Source organism: Methylobacterium sp. Leaf123 (assembly GCF_001423405.1).
GTDB lineage: Bacteria > Pseudomonadota > Alphaproteobacteria > Rhizobiales > Beijerinckiaceae > Methylobacterium.
Window position 1 is genome coordinate 118,079 of sequence record NZ_LMNS01000010.1, and the last position, 18,709, is coordinate 136,787.

14 protein-coding genes and 2 pseudogenes are annotated in these 18,709 nt (G+C 65.7%); 7 read left to right on the forward strand and 9 right to left on the reverse strand.

Features of this window, described 5'->3' with window-relative positions:
- Positions 1-2: 2 nt before the first annotated feature.
- From ureE to ASF53_RS09500, 3 genes are all read right to left on the reverse strand, one after another.
- Positions 3-467, reverse strand: coding sequence for an urease accessory protein UreE (ureE, locus tag ASF53_RS09490; RefSeq protein ID WP_056197328.1), 465 nt, complete (start codon positions 465-467; stop codon positions 3-5).
- A 183-nt stretch (positions 468-650) separates the two neighbouring features.
- Positions 651-1,682, reverse strand: coding sequence for a tlde1 domain-containing protein (locus tag ASF53_RS09495; protein ID WP_056197331.1), 1,032 nt, complete (start codon positions 1,680-1,682; stop codon positions 651-653).
- A gap of 297 nt (positions 1,683-1,979) precedes the next feature.
- Positions 1,980-3,947 (reverse strand): oleate hydratase, encoded by a 1,968-nt coding sequence (locus ASF53_RS09500; RefSeq protein WP_056197334.1) that lies wholly within the window; start codon positions 3,945-3,947, stop codon positions 1,980-1,982.
- A gap of 546 nt (positions 3,948-4,493) precedes the next feature.
- Here ASF53_RS09500 and ASF53_RS09505 point away from each other — a divergent pair.
- From ASF53_RS09505 to ASF53_RS26995, 5 genes and pseudogenes are all read left to right on the forward strand, one after another.
- Positions 4,494-5,117, forward strand: coding sequence for a DUF1269 domain-containing protein (locus ASF53_RS09505; protein ID WP_056197336.1), 624 nt, complete (start codon positions 4,494-4,496; stop codon positions 5,115-5,117).
- A gap of 213 nt (positions 5,118-5,330) precedes the next feature.
- Positions 5,331-8,327, forward strand: coding sequence for a PAS domain-containing protein (locus ASF53_RS09510; RefSeq protein ID WP_200943199.1), 2,997 nt, complete (start codon positions 5,331-5,333; stop codon positions 8,325-8,327).
- A 449-nt stretch (positions 8,328-8,776) separates the two neighbouring features.
- On the forward strand, positions 8,777-9,331 hold a 555-nt coding region (locus ASF53_RS09515; protein WP_156635470.1), incomplete at its 3' end, for a DUF4198 domain-containing protein.
- Between the two features lies 1 nt (position 9,332).
- Positions 9,333-9,608 (forward strand): annotated as a pseudogene (locus tag ASF53_RS25645) (DUF4198 domain-containing protein); the annotation flags it as partial.
- Positions 9,550-9,888: a transposase gene (locus ASF53_RS26995; protein ID WP_353652174.1), complete on the forward strand. Its 339-nt coding sequence runs from the start codon at positions 9,550-9,552 to the stop codon at positions 9,886-9,888. The pseudogene ASF53_RS25645 and the gene ASF53_RS26995, both read left to right, overlap by 59 nt.
- 231 nt (positions 9,889-10,119) lie before the next feature.
- On the opposite strand, the gene ASF53_RS09525 is transcribed toward ASF53_RS26995, so the two are convergent.
- From ASF53_RS09525 to ASF53_RS09540, 4 genes are all read right to left on the reverse strand, one after another.
- Positions 10,120-11,226, reverse strand: coding sequence for a hypothetical protein (locus tag ASF53_RS09525; RefSeq protein WP_056197342.1), 1,107 nt, complete (start codon positions 11,224-11,226; stop codon positions 10,120-10,122).
- 227 nt (positions 11,227-11,453) lie between these two features.
- On the reverse strand, positions 11,454-12,890 hold the full coding sequence (locus tag ASF53_RS09530) for an FAD-binding oxidoreductase (protein WP_286134278.1): 1,437 nt from the start codon (positions 12,888-12,890) through the stop codon (positions 11,454-11,456).
- A gap of 44 nt (positions 12,891-12,934) precedes the next feature.
- Positions 12,935-13,417 carry a nucleoside deaminase gene (locus tag ASF53_RS09535; protein ID WP_056197343.1) on the reverse strand — a complete coding sequence of 161 codons (483 nt, stop codon included), beginning with the start codon at positions 13,415-13,417 and terminating at the stop codon, positions 12,935-12,937.
- Positions 13,418-13,475: 58 nt separating this feature from the next.
- Positions 13,476-14,486, reverse strand: a complete 1,011-nt coding sequence (locus ASF53_RS09540) for an antibiotic biosynthesis monooxygenase (RefSeq protein WP_056197346.1) — start codon at positions 14,484-14,486, stop codon at positions 13,476-13,478.
- Between the two features lie 633 nt (positions 14,487-15,119).
- On the opposite strand from ASF53_RS09540, the gene ASF53_RS09545 reads away from it, so the two are divergent.
- Together ASF53_RS09545 and ASF53_RS09550 are read left to right on the forward strand one after the other, a co-directional pair.
- Entirely contained in the window at positions 15,120-15,773 is a 654-nt protein-coding gene (locus ASF53_RS09545; RefSeq protein WP_056197348.1) for a response regulator transcription factor, read from the forward strand.
- Positions 15,770-17,062 carry a sensor histidine kinase gene (locus ASF53_RS09550; protein WP_056197350.1) on the forward strand — a complete coding sequence of 431 codons (1,293 nt, stop codon included), beginning with the start codon at positions 15,770-15,772 and terminating at the stop codon, positions 17,060-17,062. Before ASF53_RS09545 ends, ASF53_RS09550 begins: the two co-directional genes overlap by 4 nt.
- Positions 17,063-17,441: 379 nt before the next feature.
- Here ASF53_RS09550 and rsgA read toward each other — a convergent pair whose 3' ends face one another.
- The gene (gene rsgA / locus ASF53_RS09555; RefSeq protein WP_056197351.1) at positions 17,442-18,476 is read right to left on the reverse strand and encodes a ribosome small subunit-dependent GTPase A; all 1,035 of its coding nucleotides are present in this window, start codon (positions 18,474-18,476) and stop codon (positions 17,442-17,444) included.
- Between the two features lie 145 nt (positions 18,477-18,621).
- Positions 18,622-18,709 (reverse strand): annotated as a pseudogene (locus ASF53_RS25650) (IS5/IS1182 family transposase); the annotation flags it as partial.

Here is an 18,709-nt window from a genome sequence, read left to right on the forward strand (position 1 = left end):
CCTCAGGCCCCTTCGGCCGCCGCGTCGATGGAGTGGGCGACGCGCCCCTCCTCGACCAGGGCGCCGAGACGGACGAGGTAATCCTCCGCCGGCCCTTCCAGCGCGACGAGGATCGCTGCGCCCTCGAAGCGGACCCGCCAGTGGAGGTTGCCGGCATGGTAGCCGAGTTCGAGCGCGTCGGCGGCGTTTCCCGGCGCCAGCCTTAGCCAGCGTTCGGTGCCAACGCGGGCGACGAGAGCGTGGTGATCCTCAAGGACGAGCACGGCGCCGTCGAACAGGGCCTGATCCCGCGGCAGGGCGAGCGCGATCTCCTCGCCGGCCACCGTCGTCGCCCGCAGGCGCCGCCGGGCGACGTCCGCGCTGGCAACCCGCAGAATGTCCACCGCGCCGTGATGTTCGAGGTGATGCAGGCGCTCCGCGAGATCAGCCTCCGACCGGCTGCCCAGAACGCGTTGGATCACACGCATACGCCACGACTCCGATCCACACGCCGCCCCGCCCCTTGCGCGGGCGGAGCTGTCCTCAGGGTGCCGAAACCGCGGGGCGGCTCCCGGCAACACCCAAGATCCTAAGCGAAGATCGGGCCAGAATCGAGCGTATTGAGAATTAAATTTTCTCTCAAAGAAAGCAATGCGCGGTGTCGAATGCCTTCAGCGCGATGCAACCAGAGGATTCGCGTCGCGGCCGCGACCCGGAACGACCACCACGCGGCGGATTTCGCCGCGCAGATAGGCCTGCAGGAACCGGTCGTAATTCTTGAACGAGATGCAGCCGTTCGAGGCGCCGTTGGGTCCGAGCAGGTAGGTGTGGGTGAGCAGGCCGACGCGGCCGTGGATCGCCTCGCTGCCGCCGACCGGTGTGAGGCGCAGGGCCCGCACGCCATGGAACGGCGCCTCGCGCTCGGTCAGGTCATAAGTGCCCGGCGGGGTAGCCCCGCGCATCTTGAGATGGACGTAGCGCGGATCGTCCATGCTCTCGCCAAGCCCGGAATGCGCCTCCAGCCGTTCGCCGCTCGGCAGGACCACGCTCTGGGCGCTAATATCGTAGACCGCGGTTCCGCCTTCGCCGATGGACGGCGCGGCGGGCAGGGGCGTGGTCAGGGCGCGGCGGGCGGCCGACTCGGCGGCACCGTTCTCCAGGGCCGCATAGGCGAGGGCGGGAGCCGGCGTGGCAGGCTTTTCGACGCCGAGCAGCTTCTCGAAGAAGGTGCGGGTGTCCTCGACCTGGGCCGGCGCCACGGCGACCGTGGACCGGCGCGCGACCATCCGCTCGGCCCGGCGCAGGGCGTCCGCCGCCCCGAGGCGCGTCAGCTCGGCCGGGCGGCGCACGGGCAGCGGCACGACCTGCGCCAGGGCCGTCGCCGGTGCCGCATCCGGAAGCCAGAACAGGGAAGCCGTCCCGAAGCGCGCCTCGGCGGGGGCGGCCAAGGCCTGGGGCATCCACTCGGCCAGGGATTCGGCCAAAGCGTCCGTTTGCGGCTCCGCTACGGCCTCCGGCGCTTGGTCCGCGATCGCGGCCACCGTCTCTTCGAGGGAGTCCACCGGGTCGGCCGCAAAGGGAACCGCCGCCGTTTGAAGCGGTGGCAGATCAATCCGTCCAAACGGAGCGGAGGAGGCCAGGATCAGTGCCGCGCTGAGATAGGCGGCCGAAGGGAGAGCCCACGAGAGGAGAGGATGTGCCATGCGCCGCCCGAATTACCGTCCGGGGCGGCCTCCGCCCCGGTCCTGGACCGCCCGGCCGGCGCATACGCTCTGCAAAGCGCATCCCTCGGCCGGTCAATGTCTCGTTAACCAAGTGCGTCGTCGCACTCGGCGATTCTGGGGCGAGATCATGGTCGGGCGGGGGTAAAACCGGAGCGGACTTTGGGCCGGATGCTCAGGAGGCAGGCGACCGGTCGAGGCCGAGGGCGGGGCGGCACGACAGGGCTGAACCGACCCCGCCGGTGATGTGACGCCGAGTTGGAAGCCCGAGCGCGACCCTCATTTCTGCGATTTGAGATAGTCTCGAATGTGTTCGAAAGACGCGCCGATCGCGCTCAGGGCGTGGCGCCGTCTGCCCAGCAGATGTCGCAGGTCCAACTGGGCCGCTTCGCGGCTCGGACCCTCTAAGGCTGGCAGGGGCGGCAGGATATGGGCGTAATAGGTCTTGCCCAGCAATCGGTGCAGCAGACGTTCGCCGGGGAAGGGTAGATTGTTGTTCAAGGCGCGCGCCGCTTTGAGGAGGTTGCGGATATCGTATTGGACCGGGCTGATATCCGGCACCTGCTTGTGCAGGCCGAGCAAGGTATAGACGGCCACCCGCGCGGTGCGGATCGAACTGTCCATCGTGAAGATAATGTCGTTCGAGGTTTCGACGAACTGGCCCATCAGGCCCAGATTGGTGCAGCCCTTCGGCACGACATGCGGCCGGTCGCCCGCCGCGCGGGGCATGAACATCGCCGTGATGTAGGGCATCAGCGCCAGCCGCACCTTGGTGTTGGCCGCGACGGCGTCGCATTGGTCGGCGATGCCGAGATGATAGCAAAGTTCGCTCAAAATCTCCCGGCCGGTGCAGGCGGGCATCGGCTTCCGGACATGGTTCCCGTCCTTGTCCATCAGGAGCGCATAGGCCCAGAGCACCAGCACGTCTTTGGGCTGTTCCGGGAAATGCGGCTGGCGGTTGCAGGTGACGCTCAGAACCCAATTCGAGTCCGTGAAGGTGATGATGCCACCCGTCACCGTCTTGCCCGAATAGGGATCGTTGACCGCCAGCTCCCTCAGGCGCTCGACGAGGGGTGAGGGTTTGCAGGTCAGCGTCACCGATTCCCACATCGACTTGTCGATGTCGCCGTAGAACTTCGCGGGCTTGCCGAAGACCGGTGATGTCTCGGCCAGATTCTTCCAAAGAGCCCAGTCGCTGTTCTGGCCCGGATCGTGTCGACCGCGTTCGAGGACCGGTGCCCGATCCATGTCGCCATAGGCCGTACCCTCGGTCATCGAGCCCGTCAGAGCAAAGACCACGTCCCGGTTCTCGACGGGAATGAGGTCTTCCTTGCCATTCGCTTTGACGTGGATGCCCGTGACGGTGCGGGCCTCGCCATCGACGCTCATGGCAAGATCGTAGGCCCGCACGCCGAACCGCACGTTCACGCCGCGCGCCATGAGGTGGTTGACCAGCGGCCGGACGAAACTGTCGTATTGGTTGTATTTCGGGAAGACGAGCGCCGACATATCCGCCAGCCCGTCGATCGCGTCGAGGAAGCGGTGCATGTAGAGCTTCATCTCGAGCAGGCTCTGCCAGTTCTCAAAGGCGAACATCGATCGCCAGAAGAACCAGAAATTGGTTTCCAGAAATTCCGGGCTGAAATATTGCTCGATCGTGATGTCGTCGAGATCCTCCTTGCGCTTGAGGAGGAGGCGGATCAGCTCCCATTGCTGGGATTTCGTAAGGCCGAAATTCGAGAAATCCCGGATCTGCCCCTGCTCATGCATGAGGCGGGCTTTGGAATAATTGGGGTCGTGATCGTTGACGAGGCGGTACTCGTCGAGGACGCTGTAGCCTTCCGGAAGTTCGAGCGCCTGAACATCTTGGAACATGTCCCAGAGGTTGTCGTAGTTCCAGTTCATCTCGCGACCGCCGCGGATGATGTAGCCGTCCTCCGGGTTGCCGGCCCCGTCGAGCGAGCCGCCTTCGACGTTCAACGCGTCGAGGATCGTGATGTCCTGGCCGTTCATGCCGCCGTCGCGGATCATGTAGAAGGCGGCGGCCAGCCCGGCGATGCCGCCGCCGATGATCCAGGCCTTGCGCCCCTCCACCCGCGGCCCCGGCACCGGGCGGTTGCGCATGTAGGCGCCCATCATGTCGGGGGGCGGAAGCGTGTTGGCCGGGTGGTTGTGCCAATAGGCGGCCGATGCATCGGTTTCGACGATGAAGTCGTGATCTTCTTTGCCTGGATTGGCTCCGGCCATTGCGCGTCTCCCGAGAGGACGGCCGGCGTCAAAGAGCCGGCGTGACGGATCAGAGGGCCTCACGAAACGCGCGATCACCGATCGTCTCCTCTCTGGGCGCGGCGGCGCAGCGGGCGTTTCGCGAGAGACAGTCAGGCGGGTGATCGCAGGTGGCGGGCCGGATGAAGGCTCGCCCTGCGCAGGATTGAAACAGGGTTTCCGGCTAGAGCCGTATCCGGCTGCAAAAGCGGTTTTGCGCCTCGAAAGCCGGCCTGTTTGGGCATGAAACCGGTGCGTCGGCATTGATGTGCCGCAATCGGGCCGTGCATTCCCTGTGTTATCGCCGAATGTGCAGTAAGCGACGGCTTCCTGAGGGGGTTGTGCAGTAGGCGTCCCAGCAAAAGTCTGTGCCGAGAGCGTTGAGCGGCAAAGCTTTCTCTCGTTCAGTAATTCGTCCGCCGGCGCGGCATCAATGCGTTGCGGGACGGTTCAGGCACAGCGAGGGGATGGGCCGGGCCGGCTGCCCTCGGGAATTCCCGCCAAGACGTCTTCATCGAGGAGGAATGGATGGCAGAACTCGTGGTGATCGGCTTCGAGGATCCGCAGGAGGCGGACCGCGCTCTGAACGAATTGGCCCGCCTGCAGACCGAATATCTGATCGATCTGGAAGATGCGGTCGTCGCCATCCGGAGCCCGGACGGCAAGCTGCGGCTCAAGCAGAGCGTCGATCTGGTCGGCGCCGGGGCAGCCTCCGGCGGGATCTGGGGCGCGATGTGGGGCTCGCTGGTCGGCCTCCTCTTCCTCAACCCGCTGCTCGGCCTCGCGACGGGAGCCGCCCTCGGACTGGGCGCGGGCGCCCTGTCGGGTAAGCTTGCGGATTACGGCATCAACGATGACTTCATCCGCTCCGTCGGCGAGACGCTGCAGCCGAACACCTCGGCGCTGTTCATCCTCGTGCGCAAGGCACAGCCGGAGAAGGTGCTCGCGGAGATGTCGCGGTTCCGGGGGCGCGTCATCCGCTCCTCGCTCTCGCCGGAGCAGGAGAGCCGCCTGCAGGCGGCCCTGTCGGAGCCTCAGGTGTCGATGCCCGGAAGCGCGGGCGCCTCGGCAGAACCATCCACGGGCGCTCCGGCCTCGGGTGTCGGCGGCGCGCCGCCTCCCGGGGGATCTGCCACCGCCGACGGTTCTTGATCGCGGCGCTCGCACCGAGCGGACACAGCCGCCGCCTCCGGCCGCCGGCGGCGAGGTCGGGATGGGCGTGAAGGCGGCCTCACGATACAATCGAGGGGCGAGGCGCCGTCTTCCGGCTGAAACGAGGCCCGGCCTCACTTTCGCCTCCGCCGGACCGCCATGGTGGAACACTGCGTCGAGCCCAAGCCTGTCCGAACAATGAACCCCGCCCCGATGAGCGAGCAAGAGGCTGCGCGCCTTCGCGCCTTGGACCGCTATCGGTTGCTCGACACCCCGCGCGAGCAGGATTTCGACGAGATCGCGGAGGCCGCGGCCGAACTGTGCGAGGCGCCGATCGCGGTGGTGAACCTCGTCGGCGACGGGCGGCAGTTCTTCAAGGCGGAGGTCGGCCTCGGCGTGCGCGAGACGCCGCTCGAAACCTCCTTCTGCCGGCAAGCCATCCTGCACGACGACTTCCTCTACGTGCCGGATACCGCGCGCGATCCGCGCTTCGACGGCAACCCGCTCGTCTGCGGCGATCCCGGCCTGCGCTTCTACGCCGGTGCCCTGCTGAGGACCGACCAGGGGCAGCCGATCGGGACCGTCTGCGTCCTCGACACCCGCCCGCGCGAACTCTCGGAGCGGCAGCGCCGCGGCCTGATGCGGCTTGCCCGCCAAGCCATGGCGCAGATGGAACTGCGCCTCTCGCTGCGGGAGCAGGCGGAGCAGCGCCTGCTGCACGAGCGCATCCTCGACAGCGCCACCGACTACGCGATCGTGGCCATGGACCCCCAGGGCCGCGTCACCCGCTGGAACACTGGCGCCGAGCGCATTCTCGGCTGGACCGAGGCCGAGATGCTGGGCCGGACGGTCGATGCGTTCTTCACGCCGGAGGATCGGGCGGGTGGGCGGCCCGATGTCGAGAAGCGCCTGGCCGCGGCGGCCGGCAGCGCCCCGGACGAGCGCTGGCATATGCGCAAGGACGGAACCCGCTTCTGGGCCTCGGGCGAGATGATGCCGCTGACGGCCGAGGGCGGCGGGCTCATCGGATTCCTCAAGATCCTGCGCGACCGCACTGGGCAGCGCGCCTCGGAGGCGGCGCTGCAGGCGAGCGAGTTGCGCTACCGCTCCCTCGTCGAGGTCAGCCCGCAGGTCGTCTGGTTCGGCGACGAGGACGGCCGCATCACCTACTGCAACGCCTACTGGTACGATTACACGGGGCTGCCCCCCGGCGAGACCGGCGAGGCGAGCTGGATGGGTGTGATCCATCCCGATCACCGCGCGCGCATTCGCGACGCGTGGCTCGCCGCGGCACGAAGCAGCGGGGGCTACGAGGTCGAGTTTCCCCTTCGCCGTGCCGACGGGCAGTACCGCTGGTTCTTGTCGCGGGCGCGGCCCGTGCGCGATGCGGCGGGCCACCTCAGGAGCTGGATCGGCACCACCCTCGACATCCACGAGCGCAAGGTGGCCGAGGAGCGCTTCGCGGCGCTCACCGAACTGGCACCGGCCATCATCTGGTTCGGAAATCCGGATGGCAGCCTCAGCTACCTCAACGATCGCTGGTACGCCTATACCGGCCAGACCCCGGAGCAGGCGCTACCCCTCGGCTGGGGCGCGGCGATCCACCCGGACGACCTGGACGGCTTGCTCGAGGCCTGGGAGACAGCCCGCACCCGCGAGACCGTCTACGACACCGAGGCGCGCCTGCGGGGGCGCGACGGCACCTACCGCTGGTTCCTGATCCGTGCCGAGCCGCGCCGGGACGCGAGCGGCGCGGTGGTCGGCTGGCTCGGCAGCAACAGCGACATCCACGACCGTCGGCAGGCCGACGAGGATCTGCACCGGACGCGCGAGCAGTTACATCTCGCCGTCGAGGCGACCGGCACCGGCATCTTCGACTACGACCTCGTCACGGACCGGCTGGAATGGGACGCGCGCACCCGCACGCTGTTCGGCCTCGGACCGGAGGCGCCGGTCGGCTACGACGTGTTTCTCGCGGGCCTGCATCCGAACGACCGGGCCTGGGTCGATCGTGCGGTCAAGGCCGCGCTCGATCCGGCCGGCGGCGGCACCTACGACATCGCCTATCGGACCGTCGGGCTGGAGGACGGCATCGAGCGCTGGGTCGCCGCCAAGGGACAGGCCTTCGTCGCCGGCGGCCGCACCGTGCGCTTCATCGGCACCGTGCGCGACGTCACGCAGAGCCGAAGGGCCGAGCAGACCCTGCGGGAGACCGAGGAGCGTTACCGCCTCGCGGCGCGCGCCACCAACGATGCGATCTGGGACTGGAACCTCGCGACGAACCAAGTCCTCTGGAACGAGGCCCTCACCGTCGCTCACGGCTATCCGCCGGAGGCGGTCGATCCGACCGGCGATTGGTGGATCGCCCGGATCCATCCCGATGACCGGGGGCGGATCGACGCCTCCATCCACGCGCTCATCGACGGGACGGGCACCGCCTGGAGCGACGAGTACCGCTTCCTGCGCGCGGACGGCACCTATGCCGATATCCTCGACCGGGGCTACGTCATCCGCGACGCGCAAGGCGCCGCGGTGCGGATGATCGGGGCGATGCTCGATATCAGCGCGCGCAAGCGGGCCGAGGAGCACCAGCGCCTGCTCACGGGCGAGTTGCAGCACCGGGTGAAGAACACGCTCACCCTCGTTCAGGCGATCGCCAGCCAGACCTTCCGCAACGCCCCGGATCTGGATGCGGCCCGCGAGGCCTTCGCCGCGCGCCTGATCTCGCTCGGCCGCGCGCACGACATCCTGACCCGGTCGAGCTGGACCGAGGCGCCCATCGCCGAGGTCGTGGAGGGTGCTCTGGCGGTCCATCGCGGCGCCGCCACGGCATGCATCCGCGCGAGCGGGCCGGGCGTGCTGCTCGGCGCCAAGGCGGCGCTCTCGCTGGCGCTGGCCCTGCACGAGCTTGCCACCAACGCGACCAAGTACGGCGCCCTCTCCAACGAGGCGGGATGCGTCGAACTGCGCTGGCACGTGGTGCATGAGGGCGGGGCGCCCCGGTTCTGCCTGACATGGTCCGAGCAGGGTGGTCCGCCCATTCTGGGCCAGCCCTCGCGCCGCGGCTTCGGCTCGCGCCTGATCGAGCGCAGCTTCGCCGCCGAGGTCGGCGGAGAGGTCAAGCTCACCTACGCGCCGACCGGCCTCGTCTGCCGCCTGGAAGCCCCCCTCGCCTCGATGCAGGAACCGCGCGACGAGGCTGCCGCCTGAGGGCGAGCGACGCGCGGTTTGGGCCCGAGAACGAACCGAGCCACCCGGAGGCGCCGCCGAGCGATCCGGGAGCCGCACCGGGGCGGTGCGTGGGTGTAAAATGGCGCAGCTTGTGCATACTGAGCCGCCGCGATCCCGTGTCGGTCCGAGGCTCTCAGCCCCGGTTCACACGACATCGCCGCTCCTGACGCATCGGCTCGCATCGGCCGGTGCCTATCGGGGCGAACACCTCTTGCAGGCGACGCCATCCATCCGGCCGCAGTGGAATCGTTGGAGATCCGGGTCATCGCGCTGAACGGTTCCAGGACGCCGGCGCCGACCGCCTTGGGTCCGACGCCGAACCCGCAGGCCACGGTCTCGCCGTCGGCCGCGGCTGCCGCGATCGTCACCGGTCCGCCGCGGCCTGCCGGCATCGACCAAAAAATTCCGCAACGGGAAACCTCTCCAAGATGAGACACACCGCCTTCCTCGCCGCGTTCCTCGCCTTGACCGCACCGGCTTCGGCCCACGACCTCTGGCTCAATCCGGTCGGCGGCGGCGTTCAGATCCTATACGGGCATCCCCATGAGCCGGAGCTTCCGACCGCGTCCAAGCTGATGAGCCTGACCGCCTACGAGCCGTCTCGCACGGTCGCTCTGACCGCCAAGGTGGAGCCGGGCGCGGCGCCGGTGCTCAAGGCCGCCCATGCTGGCGATGCGCTGGTCGCGGCATCCTACGACAACGGCTACTGGGTGCGCCTGCCCGACGGGGACTATCGCAACGCCAGCAAGCGGATGCTTCCGCAGGCCGACAAGAGCCTGTGGTCGGTGAAGTTCGCCAAGGCCGTCTCCGGCCCGACGGCCCCGTGGGACAGAATCGTCGGCCAGCCGCTGGAGATCGTCCCGCTGGAGGATCCCGCCGCGGCCTCGGGCCAGATCCGGGTGCGGGTGCTGTTCGAGGGCCGTCCGCTCGACGGCGCCAGCGTGGTCGCCACCGACGGCGTGAACTTCAAGAGCGAGGCGGATNTCGGGCCAGATCCGGGTGCGGGTGCTGTTCGAGGGCCGTCCGCTCGACGGCGCCAGCGTGGTCGCCACCGACGGCGTGAACTTCAAGAGCGAGGCGGATCAGGCCCGCGCCTCAACGGATGCGCAGGGCGTCGCAGTGGTCTCGCTGCGCAGCGCCGGCCCGCAGGTGCTCGCCGTGGCCCACCGCGTGACCCCCTCGCAGACGCCCACGCTGGCCGATGCGGACAGCTACGGCGCAACGCTCGCCTTCACCGTCACCGACCCGAAGACCAACTGAGTACAGGGACGGCATCCGGTGGCGCCGGCCGCGTGGCTATGGTGGTGCCAAAAAGCGTGACGGCGTCAGGCGCTTGGCGCTGGTGGATGCCGAAGGCCATGTCCTCGCGCTGGCCGCCGTTCCGGCCAATGGGCCGGATCGCGACACCTTGCCGGCGCTCGACGCCGGCAAGGTGCGGTGGCCGAGCCGGCGTCTGGCCCGCCTCGACGACGCTTTCACCGCCAAGCACTGCCGGGGAGCTCCCCGCTATCCGCCATCGCGTCGTCGAGAAGCCGCCTGACCAGAAGGGCTTCGTCGTTCTGGGGCGACGCTGGCTTGGGGAGCGCACCTTCGGCTGGCTCAGCCACCGGAGCGGCCTGCTGCGCGAGCGCGCAGGACGCTTCGCCTACGTCGCCTGCCGCATGGCCGCCAAGGCCCTCAACAACTCAGCGCGAAATAAAAGCTCAACCAGACTCTCGGGCGGCCCGGTTCAAAGCCATCCGGTCAGCTCACAGCAAAAATCCGACCGAATTTATCTCAGATGATAAGTCATGCCCGCAAGCAAGGCCTTCTCTTGAGTATTGACGGTCCGCCTGGGATCGGCGCCGAATTTGTTGTGCCAGAATTGGAGGCCGACGAACGCGCTGATTTGGTTGGGCGCATTCCCCGTGATCTGGCCAAAATCCAAAACCAAGTTGGTCTGGGACACGAACTCAACCTGTGTCTCGTTCTCGTTTGTGAGACCATACCGGCCCTTTGGCAGGACGAGGGTGTTGAGGCCGGAAACCGAAAGAGGCAGGCCCGTAAACGTGAGAGGGAGGGAGTAGGTCAGTTCGAATTCCGGTGTCATCAGGTATTCGACACTGCGGAAACGCCCAAGGGCGAAGCCGTTACGCGAGAACTCCTTGTATCCTTGGACCTTCAGGTTGACGAAGCCAGCGGGCACATCGAAGGCGAAGTTGAGGCCAAAAGTTCCTGCGCGCTTTTCAGGGTCGAACTTTGTATTTTTGGCGTTGGCGTCAGCCCCGAACGAAAGCCCGATGCTCCTGACGAGGCCTGGAAGGGCGAAGGCGTCGGTGTTGAACAGACTGTTCGCGTCCAAGACGCCTCGGTAGATAAGGTAGACTTCGGTGGCGCCCACGCCCTCGAAATTGCCGCGCTTGTCGCCGGCGGGGTCCTGTGATCCGGAGCTGAGGATGTCGAGGGATAAGACGTTCGCGCCGTAGGTCCATGTATTCGCATGGAAAAAATTGATGACGTTCTTCGGTACGTTGCGGGGCTCCAGCCGTCCTTCCGGCGTTCCATCGGGGCGTCTCACGCCGATGCCGGGCTCTGCTGAGGGGCCCTGAAAGCGGTAGCTGACCGCCGTATCCGCATAGGTGATCAGCCAGGGCGCGGGCGTTCCCGAAGCCTCCGAGGCCGTGAAGGGAACCGCGACGTCCGGCACGGTCGGATGGCTCGGGGCCCATCGCACAGGGCCGGGCTTCTTGGCGGAGGCATGACCCGCCGCGTTGGGGCCGCGCAGGTCGAACTCCTCCCGGCTTGCCGCGGGAGCGGTGCTGGCCAGCCATCCGGCGCCTGCCAAGACGAAAAGTATCGTCAAGGCAGGCAGGCATCCATGGCGCGCGACCGTCGACATCTTGATCTTTCAAAAGTCCGTCAAAAGCCCTCGCCATCGGATGGAGATGGTTTTGAACACTTGCGATGTTTCGAAGGGCCGCAGGGTTGTTTGTGCTGAAATCGGAAATATGTATTGACTTCGACGGATATTTACATAGCCATCTTTATTGAAAAATAAACAGTCCGAAGTTTGCAATGATATAATAAGCTGCAATACATTTCGAAAATGATTTACTTATATTTCGGCTAATCCGCAAATCCATCATCATAGCCGAAAAACAGCCGATCCGGATCGTGCTTGTCTCTCAGGGCACAAAGGCGTTTCCATTTTTCAGGCGTGAAGGCCTGGGGAACACTCGCTGGCCGCTCAACCGTATTTGTCTCGCTGATATAGTAACCGGTATTATACGGGCGCAGTCGCGTCGTGATTTGGCGATGCCAGTCGGTGTTGGCCGCATCATCTTCCGCCTTCCACCACATGCTCCATGGGCCGCCATAGACCTTGGCGGAAACGGAATAGGCCATGTCTTTCTGCGCGGCCGGGACATCGGGGCCGCAGAAGATGGTGAACAAGACGACGGATGTCGCGGACGGCGCCTTGGGCAGCAGTTCCAGAACGGACTGCACCAATTCGCCTGGGCTCCGATCGGAATAGGTCGCTTCCACGTGCGAGCGGGCACCTTCCGGCCAGAAGGATCCCGAAGCATCGAAGAGCTGCTCGAACGTGACCGGCGTCGCGAAGGACGACGATAGGGGGGAGATCGGGGATTGCTCCAGCGCCTGCAGCGCGGTCTTCGCCGCGTCCGGCGTGTCCTCGAACACGGTTGCCGTCACCATGCAAAGCCAGCCTTTCTCGGCGGCGGCTTGTCCGCTCAGTTCGGGCGGCGCCTGGACGATGAACAGGCTCAACTCGATCGCAGGCGAGAGGGACGGGGCCAGCGTGCCGAGCCAGGCTCCGATCGCCGGAGCCTCCGCCAGTCGGTAGTAATAGGTGCTGCCATGCATGGCTTTGGGCAATGGATGAAGCTTGAGATAATACTTCGTCACGATGCCGAAGAAGCCGTAACCCGCACCGCGCGCCGCCCAGAAGAAATCCGTGTTCTCGGTCGCGCTCGCCGTGATCAACTCGCCCTGAGCGGTGACGAGTTCGATCGCCTCGACGCTCTCTGCCCCGGATCCCCAGACCGTGGGATTCCAGGCCATGCCGCCGCCGAGAAGATAGCCGCTGGCTTTGACTTGCGGGCAATGACCGGTCGGGAAGGCCAATCCGAGGGGATTGAGCGCCCTCTGGATGTCACGGTTGCTGACGATCGGCTGTATGACCGCCCGGCGTTTCTCGACATCGACGGAGATGATCTTCGTGAAGTTCGAAAGGTCGATCAGAAGACCGCCGTGACGTAAGGAGGGCTGGCACCAATTGTGGCCGCCGCCCCGTACCGCGACCTTCAAGCCGCTTTCGCGGGCGAACCGCACGGCCGCGACGACGTCATCCTCATCGACAGCCTTCACCACGGCCTGTGGCGCGCGCTCCGGGATCAGCCTGTTCCAGAGATTCCCGTGAATCGCTTCGAGGAACGGCGCGTCATCTGCGGTGAAGACCTCGCCTTTGCAGGCTTTCCTCAGGCCATCGATGTTCATCGCGCCACGCCGTTCAAAGAAGGATGCCGCCCGGATGAGAGCCATCCGGGCGGAGATTTTGCGGAGGATGAGAGGTTCGAGCCGTGCGTTCAGTAAGGAACCCGGTCTGCCTTCTGGGCGTATTTTTTCCAGACTTCGACGGCTTCCGTACGCATGATCTGCGTCGTCGGAATGGAGCGCTCGCCGACATCCTTCTTGAGTTCGGCGTAGATCATGCTGTCATCGAAGCCGCCGTATTCCAGCGCGTCTTCGACCTGAGCGGCGTAATAAACCCGCTTGATGCCGGCCCAGTACGCTGCGGCCATGCACATCGGGCAGGGTTCTGCGCTGGTATAGAGCGTCGCGTCGCGGAGCTTGAACGTGCCCTGAGACTTGCAGGCCTTGCGGATGGCCTCGATCTCGCCGTGCCATGTCGGATCGTTCTCCGCGACGACCCGGTTTGCCCCCTCGGCGATGATCTCACCGTCCTGAACGATCACGCAGCCGAAGACGCCGCCGGCACTCTCGACCAGTGAGGTCTTTTCGGACAGGGCAATGGCCCGTGCCATGAAATCGGTGTGGTCGTGAGCCATTTTCAGTCTTTCTTGATCAGCATGAGCAGCTTTTGCTGCCATGAGGGGTGATGGGCGATCACATCAGGTGAGAGAATACAATCAGCTCGAGCGCGTAGAGGGCTGCCAGAGCCGTCACGCCGAGTGCTTCCGTGCGCCAGCGCTTCTGTGCGTCCGGCTTCAGCCACCAGCCCAAGCCGAAGATCGCGACCGCCATCAAAGGCCACGAGACGAGCGAGACGCTGATCGCGTTGCCGATGAAAGTGGAAACGGCCAGCGGCAATCCGCTCAGAAGCGGGCTGAGGAAGCGGATTTCCAGCATGACGACGGGAAACAGGACGAGCAGAACGAGGCAGGTCTGCTTCCAGGCCGGGGGCGGAGCGAGACGCTGCTCATTGGCGAACCACCCGGCGAAGGGGTTGCTCATCCGGTGGCTCCGCCAGGTCGAAACCTGAGGCGCGGCTTCGGCCAGGATGGCCTTTCTCTCCGCCGATTGCAGCCAAGCATCGAGGAAGGCCGGGCTTTCGAAGCGAACCAGCGTGGTCCAGTAGGGCACTTCCGGCGACAGGGGCGCCTGGACGAGCGTGCCCATATATCCGGAAAAGCAGGCTTGGACTTGCTGGATGCGTTGGGCCCAGCGCCGGAACGCCTCCTCTTGCCCCGCCCTCACGACGGTCGTGATGACCTCCGTGACGGTGGTCGTGGAATGATAATCCGGCGCAGCCTCATCGGCATGGGATCCCTTGCCATCCCCCTCCAGGGCGGCGAGGTCGGCCAGGAGGGTTGTTCGCGCTCCATCCTCGAGCCATCGGGTCAGCGCTTCGGGTGAGCGAAACCTCTGGATGATCTGCCATTCGGCCGAGCCGGAGAAGGCGGGGATGATTTCGAGGCTGACAAAGCCATGGGCGGCCGAAACGACCCGCGTGAATTCGGCCTGCCATGCTGCAAAGCGCGTCTCCATCCCGGGCCGTACGGTGAGCTTCGTCGCAACGGCTTTCGTCGCCCCGACTTTTACCGAGTGGGCGGACTCCTGCGGAATGCCTGAAGGATCGGCTGCATTCGGGCTTTCGATCTCACCCTGTTTGTACATCGTCGAAAAGTTCCAGTCGGCACCCTCCTCAACTACATCGCCGACGTGGCTGCCTTGTAGGTCATCGACCTACAAAAATTCGATTTTTGCACCTGTTTCGAATAAAAGCTCTCGATCTTCATGCCGTATTAAGCACAATAGATGCCTATCGAACTCGAAATTATCGTGTTCGAGGCCTGTTTCGTTTACCGAAAGCTAATGAGCTGCAAGAATTTCCGCTTTGGCTGGCCTTTTCCGTGCTTCGATTGTTGGCCGCAGGCACAAAAGGTGAGTCGGTGGGCGCGAAACGGAAGACCTTTGATGTCGGGACATGCTCATCAGGCCGTGACGTCACTGTCCAGGTTGCAGAGCCCGTGCTTCCGACAACCGCATGTGGTGGGTATTGAGCGCTTCAACGCAACCCGGCGGCTCTGTCGAGGAGCGTAATCGGGCGCGTGCGATCGGCAGGGGCTGACAATTCTCGAACCTTGGCCGCCGGCGCGGAACGCATGAGCTTGCGGGACATCCAGGACCGGTCATGATCGCATGTCGCCGATCCCCTGTAGGTCGCTGACTGACAGGGGCGGCAATGACGAGGAATAAACCCCTAGAGCGCATTCCGACCACGTGGTCGCCGGTTCGCTCGGGGGAGACATGTCCTTGTTTCGCGTGCTGATCGTCGATGATCACCCGATCGTGCTGGCGGGCTTGAAGCTGTTGCTCCAGGGCGACGAGCGCTTCGACGTGAGTGGGGAAGCGCGATCGGCGCGGACGGCCTGCATCGAGGCCGAACGGCTGCAGCCCGACGTCATCGTCACCGATCTCATCATGGGGGAAGGTGACGGCATCGCGCTGATCGAGGATCTGCGTGCCATGCTGCCGGCGGCCCGGATCATCGTCTATTCCAGTCGCGACGAGACGGTCTGGGGGCCGCATGTGATCTATGCCGGCGCGCATGGCTATGTCGCCAAATCCGAGCCGCTCGAAACCGTCGCCGTGGCCCTCGAACGGGTGGTGGCGGGCGCCATCCATGTGAGCGAGCCGGTGCAACAATTGCTGATCGGCGATCTCGCACGCCGACGCGACCGCCGGTCGGAGATCGGCGACCTGTCCGGCCGCGAACTTCAGGTTCTACGCCTGATCGGCAGCGGCGCGACGCTGCAATCATTGGCAAAGGAACTGGGATTGAGCGTGAAGACGGTCGGCACCTACCGGGAGCGCCTGAAGATCAAGCTTGGATTGGATAGCGTGAGGATGCTCGAACGCTATGCGGCGGATCACGTGGCGGGGCGCTTCGATCCGTCATGAAGGGCTGGCTGGCGCGCTGGGATGTCTCCCCTGCCGAACAGGCGGGCATGACGTTCGGAGAGGTTCTGGCCCTCGTCAACATCCGGCGGGTCGAGATCGCCTGCATGCTGGGGCTGTTCACCAAGTCGATCGAGTTCGCTACCGGCCTGAGGACCCTTCTGAACGTCGTCGAGATGGTGCTGGCGCTCGCCTTCCTCCTCGCCTCGCAGGTGCTGCGGCGGCGCGGTGGGCCATGGCTCCGGTGCGGCTTCGTCGCGATCTTTCTGGTTCTGGCCCTGGTCGATACTCAATGGGGGATCGCCGCCATGGGCGCCAAGGGGCGGCTGACCAGCGGGTATCCCATGATGCTCCTGTCGCTGACCTTGCTGTTCGTGCTGCCGCCCGTCGCCTTTGCGCTGACCTTGGTCCCGCTACTGCTGACCTATTGCTGGATCGTGCTCGCCACGGCGACGTTTCCCGCCGAGCAGGTCATCGCCATCGTCAATGCCGCCATCGTCTCGGTGATCGCCGTCGTGGCCGCGGCACTGATCCATTCCGGACGGCGCAGCGATTACGAGCAGAAGCGAACCATCCGCCTCCAGAACGATCGGCTGATGGAGCGGAACAGCGAACTCGACACCCTGATGGCGATCACCGCGCATGACCTGCGCAGTCCGCTCTACGGCCTGCGCAACCTGTTCGATCTGGCCGTCCGGCGCGCGCCGCGGGAGCCCGAATTGCCGCTCGCGGTCTTGCGGCAGGCGAAGGCGAGCATCGACGCGATGCTCGCTCTCGCGACCCGGCTGCTCGATGCGCACGCGGCTGAACACCGGCCGCTCACGCGCCTCACCCATGAGGATGTGCGCGGGCATGTGCTGGCCGCCGCAGGCCGGACCAAACCGCTCGCCCAATCCGCCGACGTGCGGATCGAGGTGGATCTGCCGGATCACCCTTTGATCGCCACGCTGGATGCGGGCGCCCTGGCGCAGATTCTCGACAATCTGCTCAGCAACGCCGTTCGCTACAGCCCGACGGGCGGCATCCTGACGATCGGCGCCTTACAGGAGGGCCGGCAGGTCGAGATCAGGGTTCAGGATCGCGGACCGGGCATCGATCCGGCGGGACAGGATCTCTTGTTCAAGAAATTTCATCAGGCTGCCGGGATGCGATCCGAAGGGGCGCCGAGCACGGGGATGGGGCTGTTCATCGTCGCCACGCTGGCCGACCGCATGGGCGCCACGGTGCGCTTTGAGTCCGCGGCGGAGGGGGGCGCGGTCTTCGTGGTGACGCTGTCCGCAAACGGGCCGTGAGACCTGCGCGGGCCTGTCCGCCTTCAGTGACGAGCATGGTGCCGTCGAAGTGGGCATCCTTCGAGAGCCTGAGAATGAGGCTGATCTGCAAGGTTTTGCCGACCGACCGTGCTCAGGCTGCCCGGCGGGCTAATCCCCGCGACCTGTCGGCTCGGGCTACGACAACGCCATGACCGAGGGCTTTGTCGCGCGCCTTGAATGCAAACGGCTCGACCGCCGGCGCTTCGCCTCGTTGGCTCAGATCCGAATGGCCACCCAGCTCGACCCTTCGATCCTGATGATCTTGGGCTTCGCGTGGACGCGCACGAGAGGCCGAAACGCATGCAGCCGACCACGCGGCGGCACGATCGTCCAAGGCCTCATCAAGGCAGCAAAAGTTCTATCCGCCCGCGCTCCGCCGGCCGCGCGGTCCCGTAGGCGTCGGCGTGTTGTCGCTGTTTTCGGTGAGAAGCTTTCGCCACCGTATCAGCCGCTCCGGATCGACCCTGCCGTCGGCGACGGCGGCCTGCACGGCGCAGCCGGGTTCGTGCGCATGGGTGCAGTCGCGGAACCGGCAGGAGGGCGCGAGTTCGGTGATCTCGGCGAACAGGGTTGCGATCCCGTCCGCAGCGCCGCTGACATGCAGCGTTCGCATCCCCGGCGTATCGATCACCCAGCCGCCCCCCGCAATGGCGTGCAGGGAACGCGACGTCGTGGTGTGGCGCCCCTTGGCATCGTGCTCGCGAATGCCTCCGGTCTCCTGGGGAAGCGCCTGCCCCGGACCGGCCAGGGTATTCACCAGCGTCGATTTGCCGACGCCGGACGAGCCGACCAGCGCCACGGTCTGTCCCACTCCGCACCACGGAGCCAAGGTGCTGGCCGCCCCTGGAAGGCGGGGATTGACGGTGATGACCTCGAGCCCGCGCTGCAACGCGGCGGCTTGGTCGCGGTAGGCGCCAGCATCGTCCGCCATGTCGGCTTTGGTGAGCAAGATCAGCGGATTCGTGCCGCCCTGGTTGGCCAGCGCCAGATAGCGCTCCAGTCGGGCCTGATTGAAATCGGCATTGCAGGAGGTGACGATGAACAGCGTATCGACATTGGCTGCGGCGGGCTGCATGGCTTTGCTGCCCTCGACGCGTCGCTCCAGCACCGATCGACGGTCCAGACGGCGGTGGAGCATCCGGGTCTGGGGCTGAACCAGCACCCAATCGCCCACGGCGAAATCGCCGGTGTTGGTATGAACCGGAAGTTCCAGCTTGACCGATCCCGTCACCGACAGGGCGGTCAGGCGTGAGCGGTGCACCGTGGCGATCCGCATGGGAGCGAGATCCGTCTCGTGCGGTTCACGCTGCTCCTCGAAGAAGGCGAGCCAGCCCAGGCTCGCAAGCGCTAGGGGTGAGAGAGGTTCAGGATGATCGGTCACCGGCCTGCACATGGCATGGGACCGGTCCTGTGACCAGCGCCCCGCCATTTTGCGCTTTGCGCGTGTGATTGGATCAGTCTGCATGCCCCAGGTCGTATATCGGCCGGCCCGGTTCAGGGAAAAACGGCAACGGAATGCTTAGAGTCCGTCCGATAAGTCATGATGCTCGCCCGAGCCTTCGGACGAGGATCATGACGGCGGCGGCGTAGAGGAAGGCCTGGGCCGAGGCGAGGGTCGCCTCCGGG